The sequence below is a fragment of the Streptomyces sp. NPDC058646 genome, from assembly GCF_042716875.1.
Taxonomy (GTDB): domain Bacteria; phylum Actinomycetota; class Actinomycetes; order Streptomycetales; family Streptomycetaceae; genus Streptomyces.
On sequence record NZ_JBHXRK010000004.1, the window covers coordinates 91,634 to 105,636 of the forward strand.

The 14,003-nt window shown below is 70.1% G+C and carries 11 protein-coding genes; 4 read left to right on the top strand and 7 right to left on the bottom strand.

The features are described from left to right. Nucleotides 1-14: 14 nt before the first annotated feature. The 4 genes from tal to pgl all read left to right on the top strand — a co-directional run bounded on the left by tal (nucleotide 15) and on the right by pgl (nucleotide 4,667). A complete protein-coding gene (gene tal, locus ACFWUZ_RS07025) occupies nucleotides 15-1,133 on the top strand; it encodes a transaldolase (RefSeq protein ID WP_384368342.1) in 1,119 nt (372 codons plus the stop codon). Between the two features lie 5 nt (nucleotides 1,134-1,138). Next, the gene (gene zwf, locus ACFWUZ_RS07030; protein WP_384368345.1) at nucleotides 1,139-2,665 is read left to right on the top strand and encodes a glucose-6-phosphate dehydrogenase; all 1,527 of its coding nucleotides are present in this window, start codon (nucleotides 1,139-1,141) and stop codon (nucleotides 2,663-2,665) included. Next, the gene (gene opcA, locus ACFWUZ_RS07035) at nucleotides 2,662-3,711 is read left to right on the top strand and encodes a glucose-6-phosphate dehydrogenase assembly protein OpcA (protein WP_384368348.1); all 1,050 of its coding nucleotides are present in this window, start codon (nucleotides 2,662-2,664) and stop codon (nucleotides 3,709-3,711) included. The genes zwf and opcA overlap by 4 nt, the downstream gene beginning before the upstream one ends. Before the next feature lie 173 nt (nucleotides 3,712-3,884). After that, on the top strand, nucleotides 3,885-4,667 hold the full coding sequence (pgl, locus tag ACFWUZ_RS07040) for a 6-phosphogluconolactonase (RefSeq protein WP_384368847.1): 783 nt from the start codon (nucleotides 3,885-3,887) through the stop codon (nucleotides 4,665-4,667). Between the two features lie 65 nt (nucleotides 4,668-4,732). On the opposite strand, the gene pgi is transcribed toward pgl, so the two are convergent. From pgi to ACFWUZ_RS07075, 7 genes are all read right to left on the bottom strand, one after another. After that, complete coding sequence (gene pgi / locus ACFWUZ_RS07045; RefSeq protein ID WP_384368850.1) at nucleotides 4,733-6,388, bottom strand: glucose-6-phosphate isomerase; 1,656 nt, start codon at nucleotides 6,386-6,388, stop codon at nucleotides 4,733-4,735. Between the two features lie 178 nt (nucleotides 6,389-6,566). After that, nucleotides 6,567-6,902: an RNA polymerase-binding protein RbpA gene (locus tag ACFWUZ_RS07050; protein ID WP_078904317.1), complete on the bottom strand. Its 336-nt coding sequence runs from the start codon at nucleotides 6,900-6,902 to the stop codon at nucleotides 6,567-6,569. Between the two features lie 211 nt (nucleotides 6,903-7,113). Next, nucleotides 7,114-7,344 carry a preprotein translocase subunit SecG gene (secG, locus tag ACFWUZ_RS07055; protein WP_266938906.1) on the bottom strand — a complete coding sequence of 77 codons (231 nt, stop codon included), beginning with the start codon at nucleotides 7,342-7,344 and terminating at the stop codon, nucleotides 7,114-7,116. A gap of 142 nt (nucleotides 7,345-7,486) precedes the next feature. Continuing rightward, nucleotides 7,487-8,272, bottom strand: coding sequence for a triose-phosphate isomerase (tpiA, locus tag ACFWUZ_RS07060; RefSeq protein WP_384368351.1), 786 nt, complete (start codon nucleotides 8,270-8,272; stop codon nucleotides 7,487-7,489). Between the two features lie 5 nt (nucleotides 8,273-8,277). Then, entirely contained in the window at nucleotides 8,278-9,498 is a 1,221-nt protein-coding gene (locus tag ACFWUZ_RS07065; RefSeq protein WP_384368354.1) for a phosphoglycerate kinase, read from the bottom strand. A gap of 157 nt (nucleotides 9,499-9,655) precedes the next feature. Further along, a complete protein-coding gene (gene gap / locus ACFWUZ_RS07070) occupies nucleotides 9,656-10,660 on the bottom strand; it encodes a type I glyceraldehyde-3-phosphate dehydrogenase (RefSeq protein WP_384368357.1) in 1,005 nt (334 codons plus the stop codon). 232 nt (nucleotides 10,661-10,892) lie between these two features. Further along, a complete protein-coding gene (locus ACFWUZ_RS07075) occupies nucleotides 10,893-13,862 on the bottom strand; it encodes a M14 family zinc carboxypeptidase (protein ID WP_384368360.1) in 2,970 nt (989 codons plus the stop codon). Nucleotides 13,863-14,003: the final 141 nt, after the last annotated feature.

Sequence of the window (14,003 nt, forward strand, 5' to 3'; positions counted from 1 at the left end):
GAGATGCAATTCCCATGACAGACGCACTCAAGCGCCTCTCCGACGAGGGCGTGGCGATCTGGCTGGACGACCTGTCCCGCAAGCGCATCACGTCCGGCAACCTGGCGGAGCTCATCGACCAGTCGCACGTGGTCGGTGTCACCACCAACCCGGCGATCTTCCAGAAGGCCATCAGCGGCGGCGAGGGGTACGAGCAGCAGCTCGCCGACCTCGCGACCCGCAAGGTGACGGTGGAAGAGGCCCTGCGCATGATCACGACGGCGGACGTCCGCGACGCCGCCGACATCCTGCGCCCGGTCTACGACCGCACCGACGGCCAGGACGGCCGCGTGTCGATCGAGGTCGACCCGCGCCTGGCGCACCACACCGGAGCGACCGTCGCCGAGGCCAAGCAGCTCGCCTGGCTGGTGGACCGCCCGAACACCCTCATCAAGATCCCGGCGACCAAGGCCGGCCTGCCGGCGATCACCGAGGTCATCGGCAGGGGCATCAGCGTCAACGTCACGCTGATCTTCTCGCTGGAGCGCTACCGCGAGGTCATGGACGCCTACCTGGCGGGTCTGGAGAAGGCCAAGGCCGCCGGCCTGGACCTCTCGCTGATCCACTCGGTCGCCTCCTTCTTCGTGTCCCGCGTGGACAGCGAGATCGACAAGCGCCTGGACGCCGTCGGCACCGACGAGGCCAAGGCCCTCAAGGGCAAGGCGGCGCTCGCCAACGCCCGGCTGGCCTACGAGGCCTACGAGGAGGTCTTCTCCTCGGACCGCTGGACGGCCCTGGAGCGGGTCGGCGCCAACAAGCAGCGTCCGCTGTGGGCCTCGACCGGCGTCAAGGACCCGGCGTACAAGGACACCCTGTACGTGGACGACCTGGTCGCCCCGAACACGGTGAACACCATGCCGGAGGCCACGCTGGAGGCCGCCGCCGACCACGGCCGCATCACGGGTGACACCGTGCGCGGCACCTACGAGCAGGCACGCGCCGAGCTCGGTGCGGTCGCGAAGCTGGGCATCTCGTACGACGATGTGGTGCAGCTGCTCGAGGACGAGGGCGTCGAGAAGTTCGAGGCGTCCTGGAACGACCTGCTGAAGTCGACCGAGGCGGAGCTCGAGCGCCTCGCCCCCACGGAGGCCTGAACACTTTGTCTGTTAACGGAGCGAACCCGCTTCGTGACGCACAGGACCGGCGGCTCCCGCGCATCGCGGGGCCGTCCGGCCTGGTCATTTTCGGCGTTACGGGTGACCTGTCGCGCAAGAAGCTGATGCCTGCCGTCTACGACCTGGCCAACCGCGGTCTGCTCCCGCCTGGCTTCTCGCTCATCGGGTTCGCCCGACGGGAGTGGGAGCACGAGGACTTCGCCCAGGAGGTGTACGAGGCCGTCAAGGAGCACTCGCGCACGCCGTTCCGGGAGGAGGTCTGGCAGCAGCTGGTGCAGGGCTGCCGGTTCGTGCAGGGCGATTTCGACGACGACGCCGCCTTCGAGACCCTGAAGGCGACGATCGACGAGCTCGACAAGGCGCAGGGCACGGGCGGCAACTTCGCCTTCTACCTGTCGGTGCCGCCGAAGTTCTTCCCCAAGGTGGTCCAGCAGCTCAAGAACCACGGCCTGGCGCAGAAGGAGGGTTCCTGGCGGCGCGCCGTCATCGAGAAGCCCTTCGGCCACGACCTGGCCAGCGCCGAGGAGCTCAACAAGATCGTTCACGAGGTGTTCCCCCGTGACGAGGTCTTCCGGATCGACCACTACCTCGGCAAGGAGACCGTCCAGAACATCCTGGCGCTCCGCTTCGCCAACACCATGTTCGAGCCGATCTGGAACCGGTCCTACGTCGACCACGTGCAGATCACCATGGCGGAGGACATCGGCATCGGCGGCCGGGCCGGGTACTACGACGGCATCGGCGCCGCCCGTGACGTCATCCAGAACCACCTGCTGCAGCTGCTCGCGCTGACCGCGATGGAGGAGCCCGGCTCCTTCCACCCGAAGGCGCTGGTGGCCGAGAAGCTCAAGGTGCTGACCGCCGTGGAGCTGCCCGAGGACCTGGGCAACTACACCGTGCGCGGCCAGTACTCGGCGGCCTGGCAGGGCGGCGAGAAGGTCGTCGGGTACCTCGAAGAGGACGGCATCGACCCCAAGTCGAAGACCGACACCTACGCGGCCGTCCGTCTGGAGATCAACAACCGCCGCTGGGCGGGCGTCCCGTTCTACCTGCGGACCGGCAAGCGCCTGGGCCGCCGGGTGACCGAGATCGCGGTGGTCTTCAAGCGGGCCCCGTACCTGCCGTTCGAGTCGGGTGCGACCGAGGAGCTGGGGCAGAACGCCCTGGTCATCCGGGTCCAGCCGGACGAGGGCGTGACGGTCCGCTTCGGTTCCAAGGTTCCGGGCACCTCCATGGAGGTCCGGGACGTCACGATGGACTTCGCCTACGGCGAGTCCTTCACGGAGTCGAGCCCCGAGGCGTACGAGCGGCTCATCCTCGACGTGCTCCTCGGCGACGCGAACCTCTTCCCGCGCCACCAGGAGGTGGAGCTGTCCTGGAACATCCTCGACCCGATCGAGGAGTACTGGGACAAGCACGGCAAGCCCGCTCAGTACCCCGCGGGCACCTGGGGGCCGGTCGAGGCGGACGAGATGCTCGCACGAGACGGACGGAGCTGGCGCCGGCCATGAAGATCGACCTCACGGAGACCAACTCCAGCAGGATCAATGCGGCGATGGTGCAGGCGCGCCGGGACATCGGCACTCCGGCCATCGGCATGGTCCTCACGCTGGTGATCGTGACCGACGAGGAGAACGCGTACGACGCGCTCAGGTCGGCGAACGACGCATCCCACGAACACCCCTCGCGGATCATCGTCGTCATCAAGCGGGTCAGCCGCTCGCCGCGCAGCCGCCGCGACGCCCGTCTCGACGCGGAGATCCGCGTCGGGGCGGACTCCGGCAGCGGTGAAACGGTGGTGCTCCGCCTGCACGGCGAACTGGTCGACCACGCCCAGTCGGTGGTTCTCCCCCTGCTCCTTCCGGACGCCCCCGTGGTCGTCTGGTGGCCGGACGGTGCTCCCTCGGACCTGGCGGGCGACCCGCTCGGGGCGCTGGGCCAGCGCCGCATCACGGACACGTACTCCTGCGAGGAACCGATCGGGGCCCTCGGCAGGCGGGCCGCGGCGTACGCCCCCGGGGACACGGACCTGTCGTGGACCCGGATCACCCCGTGGCGCTCCATGCTGGCGGCGGCGCTGGACCAGCAGGTGTTCGCGGTCCGCTCCGCGGTCGTCGAGGGCGAGGACGAGAACCCCAGCTGCGAGCTGCTGGCCATGTGGCTGGCGGACCGGCTCCAGGTTCCCGTCGGGCGCACCCGGTCCTCGGGCCCGGGTCTCACGGCCGTGCGCCTGGAGACGAAGGACGGCGAGATCGTCCTGGACCGTGCGGACGGGGCCCTGGCCACGCTGTGCATGCCGGGGCAGCCCGACCGTGCGGTGGCGCTCAAGCGCCGTGACACGGCCGAGCTGCTGGCGGAGGAACTGCGCCGGCTGGACCCGGACAACACGTACGAGTCCGCGCTGAAGTTCGGCGTCTCGAAGCTGGCGGCACAGGCCTCCGAGGCCGCGGAGGCACCCGCGAAGGCGAAGCCGAAGGCCGAGGCCGGGGCCCCTGCCGAAGCCCCGGCCGCGAAGCCCGCTTCGCCGAAGCCGGCGAAGAAGCCCACGGCCAAGTAACCGGCCCCTGCGGGGCTCTCCCCCCGTCCTTTCGCCGTTTCCCGGGGTTCGGCCCCGGACCCGGGAAGGGGCGGGGCGGAGGGGGGAAAGGCAGCCCCGCGCAGCGGCACCCCGCACCATCCGCACCCGCACCGGAACCACCCGCACTACCGAGAAGGCGGCAGCCCATGGGTATGACGACTCCCCAGGTCGTCGTCCACCGGGACAAGGAGCTGATGGCCCAGGCCGCAGCGGCCCGGCTCATCACGAAGATCGTCGACGCGCAGGCCGCCCGAGGCAGCGCCTCCGTGGTCCTCACCGGCGGCCGCAACGGCAACGGGCTCCTCGCGGCGCTCGCCTGCGCCCCGGCCCGGGACGCGGTCGACTGGTCGCGGCTGGACCTGTGGTGGGGCGACGAGCGGTACGTCCCCGCCGACGACCCCGAGCGCAACCACGTCCAGGCCCGCGAGGCCCTCCTGGACTCCGTCCCCGTGGACCCCGCCCGCGTGCACGCCATGCCCGCCTCGGACGGCCCGTACGGGGCCGACGTGGACGCGGCTGCCGCGGCGTACGCGGTGGAACTGGCGAAGGCGGCCCGTCCGGAAGACCACGGTCCGGTCCCGCAGTTCGACGTGCTCATGCTGGGCGTGGGCCCGGACACCCACGTGGCCTCGCTCTTCCCCGAGCACCCGGCGGCCCGCGAGAGCGAGCGCACGGTGGTCGGCGTGCACGGCGCTCCGAAGCCCCCGCCCACCCGGATCTCGCTGACCCTCCCGGCCATCCGGGCGGCCCGCGAGGTGTGGCTCCTGGCGGCGGGCGAGGACAAGGCCGGAGCGGTGGCGATCGCCCTCGGCGGCGCCGGCGGGGTCCAGGCCCCGGCCGCGGCCGCCTCCGGGCGCTCGCGCACCCTGTGGCTCCTGGACCGCGCGGCGGCGGCCCGGCTCCCGTCGGACATGTATCCGCCGGCCTCGGCCTGACCCGTGACGGAGCGCCCCGCACCTTCCGGTGCGGGGCGCTCCGTCATACCTGCCGGCGGTCGGCCTCAGCCGCGGCCGCGCAGCTCGCGGTACGTGGCCACGAGCGCCTTCGTCGAGGCGTCCAGGCCCGGTACCTCCGCGCCCTCGGTCAGGGCCGGTTCGACCCGCTTGGCGAGGACCTTGCCGAGCTCCACGCCCCACTGGTCGAAGGAGTCGATGTTCCAGACCGCGCCCTGGACGAACACCTTGTGCTCGTACAGCGCGATCAGCTGCCCCAGCACGGCCGGGGTCAGCTCGCCGGCCAGGATCGTCGTCGTCGGGTGGTTGCCCCGGAAGGTCTTGTGCGGGACCAGCGGCTCCGGCACGCCCTCCGCCCGTACCTCGTCCGCCGTCCTGCCGAAGGCCAGCGCCTGCGTCTGGGCGAAGAAGTTCGCCATCAGCAGGTCGTGCTGGGCCGCCAGCGCGGGCGACAGCTCTTCCACCGGCCGGGCGAAGCCGATGAAGTCCGCGGGGATCACCCGGGTGCCCTGGTGGATCAGCTGGTAGTAGGCGTGCTGCCCGTTGGTGCCGGGCGTGCCCCACACCACCGGGCCCGTCTGCCACTCCACCGGATCGCCCTCGCGGTCCACGGACTTGCCGTTGGACTCCATGTCGAGCTGCTGCAAGTAGGCGGTGAAGCGCGACAGGTAGTGGCTGTACGGGAGGACCGCGTGCGACTGCGCGTCGAAGAAGGCGTTGTACCAGATCCCCAACAGGCCCAGCAGGAGCGGTGCGTTCTCCTCCGGCGGCGCCGTCCGGAAGTGCTGGTCCATGGTGTGGAAGCCGCCGAGGAGCTCCCGGAAGGCGTCCGGGCCGATCGCGATCATCAGCGACAGTCCGATGGCGGAGTCGAAGGAGTAGCGCCCGCCGACCCAGTCCCAGAACTCGAACATGTTGGCCGGATCGATGCCGAACCCGGTGACCTTCTCCGCGTTGGTCGACAGCGCGACGAAGTGCCGGGCCACCGCCTGCGCGTCGCCGCCGAGACCGGCGAGCAGCCACTCCCGCGCCGATTCCGCGTTGGTGATGGTCTCGATCGTGGTGAAGGTCTTCGACGCGATGACGAACAGCGTCCGGGCCGGGTCCAGGCCGCGCAGCGCCTCGTGGAGGTCGGCGCCGTCCACGTTGGAGACGAAGCGCAGGGTCAGCCCGCGGTCCGTGAAGGCCCGCAGGGCCTCGTACGCCATCGCCGGGCCGAGGTCGGAGCCGCCGATGCCGATGTTGACGACGTTGGTGATGCGCTCGCCGGTGAAGCCGGTCCACTCCCCCGACCGGACCCGGTCGGCGAAGGAGGCCATCTTGTCGAGCACGGCGTGCACCCCGGGGACGACGTTCTCCCCCTCCACCTCGACGACCGCGCCCTTCGGCGCGCGCAGGGCGGTGTGCAGCACCGCCCGGTCCTCCGTCGTGTTGATCTTCTCGCCGCGGAACATCGCCTCGCGCAGCTCCGCCACGCCCGTGGCCGCCGCCAGTTCGCGCAGCAGCTCCAGCGTCTCGTCGGTGACGAGGTGCTTCGAGTAGTCGATGTGCAGGTCCGCGACCCGCAGGGTGTAACCGGTGCCGCGGCCGGGCTGGGCCTCGAACAGCTCCCGCAGATGCGTCTGTCCGAACTCCTCCCGGTGCTTGCCCAGTGCCTGCCACTGCGGGGTCCGGTTGAGCTTCGTACGTCCCTCTGCGTTCATCTCCGACATAAACCCACTTCTTCCGTCCTGTCGTGCCCCGCCGGGCTCCAACTTAAAGGATCGGAAGCGGCTGCGCGGTACCGCCGCATTCGACGCGTCACCTAGGAAAAGGACCCGGTCCCGCAGGAAGGGTATTCCTGCGGGACCGGGTCCCAAGTCATGTGCGCACCGGGCGGATTCAGATCTCGCCGCGGAGTTTCGCGAGCGCCTCCGCGAGGATCGCCTCGCCGTCGGCGTCGGTGCGCCGTTCCCGTACGTAGGCCAAGTGGGTCTTGTACGGCTCGGTGCGGGGCGGTGCCGGCGGGTTGTCCCGGTCCTGGCCGGCCGGGAACCCGCAGCGCGGACAGTCCCAGTTGTCCGGCACCTGCGCGTCGCTGGCGAAGCTCGGCTGCGTCTCGTGCCCGTTCGAGCACCAGAAGGAGATGCGCAGGCGGGGCGCGGACTCGCCGCGCTCGGCCTCACCCATCGGCCCCGCTCCGACCCGGCTACCACGGATCGCGTTGCCACTTGCCACGGTCGTAACTCCCTGCGTGATGGTGCCGCACAGCGTGAGTGGAATGTCCGCTGCGGGCGCCCGGTCTACGTACGGCCCAACTCGCTTGCAGCGAACGGAGGGACCGACCCCGCAGAGGGGCGGGGAACGGAGTTACTTGTTCCGCGATCGGGCGCCGAACCTCATGATAGGCCGGGCGGAGCCGACCGGTCCGCCGGAATGGCCAGAACGGTCAGCTGCTCGTCTTCATCAGCAGGCCGAGGGCCACGATGCACGCGAACCACAGCAGGCCGACGACGACGGTGATCCGGTCCAGGTTGCGCTCGGCTACGGAGGAACCGCCGACCGAGGACTGCATGCCGCCGCCGAACATGTCGGAAAGGCCGCCGCCCTTGCCCTTGTGCATCAGCACGAGCAGCATCAGCAGGGCGCTGAAGACGATCAGGGCGATCGAGAACCCCATAATCACGGCTGATTCCTACTTTCTGGCTTTCTGGCGTTCCGGCTTTGCGGGGAAGTGCACGGGGGCCAGTGGCTGGTGGTTCAGCCTCCTGGCCCCCGCAAGGGTACGACGGATCCGTCCTACCGCATACTCACAGCAGCACTCACTGGTCGCGGAACCGGACGATCTTGACGAACTCGTCCACGTCCAGCGCCGCGCCGCCGATCAGGGCGCCGTCGACGTCGGGCTGGGCCATGATCGCCGCGATGTTCCCGGACTTGACCGAGCCGCCGTACTGGATGCGGACCTTGTCGGCCAGCTCCTGGGAGTACAGCTCGGCGAGGCGGCCGCGGATCGCCCCGCAGACCTCCTGGGCGTCCTCGGGGGTGGCGACCTCGCCGGTGCCGATCGCCCAGACGGGCTCGTACGCGATCACGATGGACTCGACCTGCTCGGCCGGGATGTCCTTGAGGCCGCCGTCGACCTGCGCCAGCGTGTACGGGACCTGCTGACCGGCCTTGCGGATCTCCAGGCCCTCGCCGACGCACAGGATCGGGGTGATGCCGTTCCGGTACGCGGCCTGGACCTTGGCGTTGCAGATCTCGTCGGTCTCGGCGTGGTACTGGCGGCGCTCGCTGTGGCCGACGGCCACGAACGTGCACTTCAGCTTCGACAGCATCGGACCGGCGATCTCACCGGTGTAGGCACCGGAGTCCTTCGCCGAGAGGTCCTGAGCGCCGTACTTGATCTTCAGCTTGTCGCCGTCGACCAGCGTCTGGACCGAGCGCAGGTCGGTGAAGGGCGGCAGGACGGCGACCTCGACGGCGTCGTAGTCCTTGTCGGTGAGGGCGAAGGCGAGCTTCTGGACGTGCGCGATGGCCTCGAGGTGGTTGAGGTTCATCTTCCAGTTGCCCGCCATGAGCGGGGTACGGGTGTCAGCAGCAGACATGGGGGTCAGCCCTCCAGGGCGGCGAGACCGGGGAGCGTCTTGCCCTCGAGGTATTCGAGGGAGGCGCCGCCACCGGTGGAAATGTGGCCGAATGCGTTCTCGTCGAAGCCCAGGATGCGGACCGCGGCAGCGCTGTCGCCACCGCCGACGACGGTGAAGGCGCTGCTGTCGACGAGGGCCTGCGCGATGGCGGTGGTGCCGCCCGCGTAGTCGGGGTGCTCGAAGACGCCGACGGGGCCGTTCCAGAAGACGGTCTTGGCATCGGCGATCTTCGACGCGTAGAGCTCGCGCGTCTCGGGGCCGATGTCCAGGCCCTCCTTGTTCTTCGGGATCGCGTCGGCGGCGACGGTGTCGAAGACGGCGGGAGCCTTCGTCTTCAGGTCCGGGAACTCCGCGGAGACCAGGACGTCGACCGGGAGGACCAGCTCCACGCCGGTCTCCTCGGCACGCTTCATGTACTCCTTGACGACGTCGACCTGGTCCTTCTGGAGCAGGGAGATGCCGACCTCGTGGCCCTTGGCGTAGAGGAAGGTGTACGCCATGCCGCCGCCGATGAGGATGCGGTCGGCCTTGCCGAGCAGCTCGTCGATGACGGCGAGCTTGTCGGAGACCTTGGCGCCGCCGAGCACGACCACGTACGGCCGCTCGACCTCCGCGGTCAGCTTCTTCAGGACGCCGACCTCGGTGGCGATGAGGTAGCCGGCCGCGTGCGGGAGGCGCGCGGGCAGGTCGAAGACCGAGGCGTGCTTGCGGTGGACGGCGCCGAAGCCGTCGCCGACGTACACGTCGGCCAGCTCCGCGAGCTGGTCCGCGAAGGCACCCCGCTCGGCGTCGTCCTTCGAGGTCTCGCCCGCGTTGAAGCGCAGGTTCTCCAGGACGGCGACCTGGCCGTCGGTGAGGGCGGCGACGGTCGCCTTGGCGGAGGCACCGACGGTGTCGGTGGCGAACGCGACGTCCGCACCGAGCAGCTCGCCCAGGCGGGCGGCGGCCGGGGCGAGGGAGAACTCCGGCTCCGCGCCCGTGCCCTTGGGACGGCCCAGGTGCGAGGCGACGACCACGCGCGCGCCGGCTTCGGCGAGCTTCGCGACGGTCGGCCGGACGGCGCGGATGCGGCCGTCGTCGGTGATGGTGGTGGTGCCCTTGGCGAACGGGACGTTGAGGTCCGCGCGGACGAAGACCCGCTTGCCCTTGACGCCCTCGGCGAGCAGTTCGTCGATCGTCTTCATGTGTTTCTACTCCTTGTCAGCCCTTCACCCTAAGGGCGAGGAAGGGAGAACGAGACAAGCAACAGGGCCCGTGCGGCGCTTCGTCGCGCTGCCCGGACCCTGTGCTCACATCGTGGTGCCTTGCCTTAGACCTCGTATTGCGTGGAGCCCGGCCTGCTCAGAGCTGGCCACCGACGAAGACCGTGAGGTCGACGAGGCGGTTGGAGTAGCCCCACTCGTTGTCGTACCAGCCGATGACCTTGACCTGCTTGCCCTGGACCATCGTCAGGGAGGAGTCGAAGGTGCAGGAGAACGGCCAGTTCACGATGTCGGAGGAGACGATCGCGTCCTCGGTGTAGTCCAGGATGCCCTTGAGCTGGCCCTCGGCGGCCTTCTGGAAGGCGGCGTTGACCTCGTCCTTGGTCACCTCGCGCTCCAGCTCGATCACCAGGTCGGTCACGGAGCCGGTGGGGACCGGGACGCGCATCGCGATGCCGTCGAGCTTGCCCGCAAGCTCCGGGATCACCAGGGCGGTGGCCTTGGCGGCACCGGTGGTGGTCGGGATGATGTTCTCGGCGGCGGCGCGGGCGCGGCGCAGGTCCGAGTGCGGGAAGTCCAGGATGCGCTGGTCGTTCGTGTAGGCGTGGACCGTCGTCATCATGCCCTTGACGATGCCGAAGTTCTCCAGGAGGACCTTCGCCATCGGCGCCACGCAGTTGGTGGTGCAGGAGGCGTTGGAGATGACGTGGTGGCTGGCCGCGTCGTACTTGTCCTGGTTGACGCCCATCACGATGGTGATGTCCTCGTCCTTGGCCGGAGCCGAGATGAGGACCTTCTTCGCGCCGGCGGCGATGTGCTTGGCGGCGTCCGCCTTCTTCGTGAAGATGCCGGTCGACTCGATGACGATGTCGGCGCGCAGCTCGCCCCAGGGGAGGTTCGCGGGGTCGCGCTCGGCGAAGGTCTTGAAGGTGTTGCCGCCGACGGTGATGGTGTCGTCGGTGTGGGAGACCTCGGCCTTGAGGCGGCCCAGGATGGTGTCGTACTTGAGCAGGTGCACCAGAGTGGCGTTGTCAGTCAGGTCGTTGACACCGACGATCTCGATGTCCGCTCCCTGCTCAAGGAGCGCCCGGAAGTAGTTGCGGCCAATTCGGCCAAAACCGTTGATGCCTACGCGGATCGTCACGAACCGATCTCCTCGTTGGTGCGCCGGTCAGTGCGCCGGCGAGCTGTATGGGATGTCCCCGACCGCTTACGACCCTACCTCTCCGTGAGCTTCGGAGTGACATCGGCCGGGGCCTGACACTCCCCCCACTTCCTGGGGGGACCCCCTCCGCAGCCCGTACCGGGGGCACCGGTACGGGACCGCGGGGACCTTGCGCCCGTCACTCAGCGTGAGCGCCGGGAGGGCTGCTGAGTCAGCGGTGCAGAGCCTTGAGCGCCTTACCGACGAGTAGGGCTCGGTCTCCGGCGGCCGGGAGGTGCTCCAGGCCGAAGCCCAGCAGGACGGTGTCACGCGTAGTGACCGACGCGTAGGACGTGAAGAGTTCCCCGGTCCGGGACCAGTCCCCCGCGACCTGGGGACTTCCGGCAGGTGCGCCCTGGGCGGCCCAGGAGCCCAGGGCGGACTCGAAGCCCTCGACGGCCTGCTCGGCGCCGCCGGCCTCCAGGCGGGCCTCGTCCGCGAAGACGCCGCGGCCGCCCGAGCCGGGGTCGGTGACGTAGGAGAGGGAGACCTCGACGGTCCTGCCCGCGTAGGCGCTCAGGTCGAAGGAGACCTGCTTCCAGCCGCCGGAGGAGCCGGTGAAGCTGTTCCACGCCCCGCTGGTGCCCCGGGGGGTGCAGCCGCCGCCGTCCAGGGTGAGGTAGCGGCCGAGGAAGGGGTGGCCGTTCAGGAAGAACCCGGCCGCACACTCCTCGGGGACGGTGGTGGCGGTCAGGCCGCCCGTGTCGGGCAGCGTCGTCCAGTCGTCCCCGCCGGCCGTACGGGACTCCAGGACGGCGTGGTCGTAGCCCTCCTCGGTGTTCCAGCTGAGGGCCATCTTCAGCTGCGGCTTGTCCGCGGCGCTGACGCCGGTGAGGTCGATCGTACGGACCAGCCGCTTCCAGTCGTCGTCGTGGTGGAGGGCCGAGGCCATCCCGCTCCCGGCGTACGGGGCGTAAGGGTTCGCGACCCCCGCGTACCGGCCCGTCTGCGCGCTCGCGAACTGCGGGAACGTGTCGGGGGCCAGGGTCTCGGAGGTCACGGTGTAGGAGCCGGGGGCGTTCAGCGGGTTGCCCGCGGCGTCCCCGAGGCCGCCCTTGGCCCCGGCGAGGGCGCCCGCGCCGGTGAAGCCGGTGGCTCCGCTGCCGCTCGTACGGCCGTAGGCGCCGAGCCAGTACTGGCTGAAGTCGTTGGTCACGGCCCGGCCGACCTGGGCGTTGCCGCCCGCCAGTTCGCCGGCCTCGATCAGCTTGCCGCCCTCGTTCAGGAAGTCGCGGACCGCCAGCTGGGTGTCGCCGCCGGGGGTCTTGGCCCCCGTGTAGTGGACGGCGGTGCGGAAGTGGGAGAGCACCCCGAGGTGGTGCGGCGTGCCCTGGACGGCGACGTCCCAGACCGCCGCGGACCTGCCGTTGGCGCGCAGGGCGGCCACGTACGTCTGCGCGTGCTGGGCCGGGGCCCCTTCCTCCGCGATCACCAGGACGTCCGCGCGCGGCCGCTCGGCCACCGTGTAGGTGAAGTGCTCGCTGGAGACCCGCTTGCCGGAGCGGTCGCGGCCGGTGAACCAGACCTCGACCTCGTCCCCGGGCCGGGCTCCGTCGACCTCGGCGCGGTACTCGTCGAACCAGTTGTTGTCCTCGCCGCCGTAGACGTCACCGCCCTTCCAGGCCTTGAGCTCCTCGTCATGGGTACGGCCGCCGTTGATGCGGAAGTTGAGCTCCTTGTCGCGCAGCGACTTGCGGGCCGTGACGGAGACCTCCTGCTCCTCGCCGCGGGCGGCGTAGGAGGTGGTGAAGGGGTCGGGGGTGAAGTCCGCGGCGCTCAGGCCCACGGCGGACGCCGGCTGGTCCGGGCGGGCGGCGCTCTCGCCGACGGACAGCGCGAAGGGGACGTTCTTGGCGAACTCCGCCTGGATGAGCTTCTCGTCGTCCGGGAAGTTGAAGCCGGAGGCGCAGTCCTCGGGCTTCCAGCGGTCGTCCGGGTCGATCTCCGACGCCGTCTGGCAGGTGGTCATCTCCGGCGTGAACATCATGATGCCGTTGACGTTGGAGGCGTGCCCGTCGGCCTCGCCGTTGGTGGTGTAGAGCTCGGAGGAGACCTGCGGGTAGTAGCCCGGGACCGCCGGGTTCTCCGGGGTGCCGGCGAGCGCCTTGTAGGCGACGTCGTCGGGGGTCGGGGTGGCCACCTGCCAGCCCACGCCGTAGAGGATCAGTTCCGCGGCGGAGTGGTAGTTGATCGCGTACTCGAAGCCGATGCGCTTCTGGAACCGGTCGAGGGCTACGGTCTCCGGCTCGGACTGGGCCTTGGGGCCGCGGAAGGTCTCGCTGGAGGGGCTGGGCGAGGAACCCTCGTTGTCGTAACCCCACTTGTAGGAGAAGTTCCGGTTGAGGTCGACGCCGTCGGCGGCGGTGGTCCGGCCGTCCCCGTCGTTGTCCCGGAGGTTCTTGCGCCACAGGCGCCGGCCGTCGGGAGCGTGCGTGTAGTCGTACCCGTCGGGGTTGGCGGACAGCAGGAACCACAGTTCGGTGGAGTCCACCAGCTTGGTGATCCGCTGGTCCTTGCCGTAGTTGTCGAGCGTGTGGTGCATCAGCCGCCGGGTCATCTCCGGAGTGATCCACTCGCGGGCGTGCTGGTTGGACATGTACAGCACGGAGGGCTTGTCGCCGTCCTTGCTCTTCCTGGCGTTCTTGGTGACCTTGAGGGCGAGGATGTCCTTGCCCTGGACGGTCTTGCCGAGGGAGACGACCTTGGTGAGGGCCTGGTGCGACGCGGCCGTCCGCAGGATCTCCTCCTGGAGGCCGCCCTTGCCGCTGTAGGGGCGGAACACCCCGTCGCCGGCGGCCTGGGAGTGGGCCGCGGCATTGGCGGGAACCTTGCGCTCGGCGAGCCTGACCCCCTGGGCGGCGAGTTCGGCGGCCTGGCCGCCGGTGAGGAAGAGCTCGACGCGGGCGGTCCCGGTCTCCGGTGCGCGCTCGGAGAGCTCGTGCGCGTCCTGGCCGGCGGCGAGGACGAGCGGGACCTGCTCCTTGCTGATGTCGGCGTCGTAGACCCGCACCTCGTCGGCGGCCGGGGCGCCGGAGGGTCCCGCGGTGGCGGGCTGGGACTGGGCCGCTGCGGGTAACGCGGCGAGTGTGGTTCCGAAGACGAGTGCGCTTGCGGCGAGGATCGATCTCGCGCGGTGCCTCATGTGCCCCCCTGGGCGTCGTCTGCCACGAAAGCGTTCGGACGCCAGGCTCACGACAGGCCCGTGCTCATGTCAATGGGCCCTCCGGGTGACACAGCCGGAAAGAGGCCCGCGCGGGTGACCGCCCGGGCCTCTTTCCCGCCG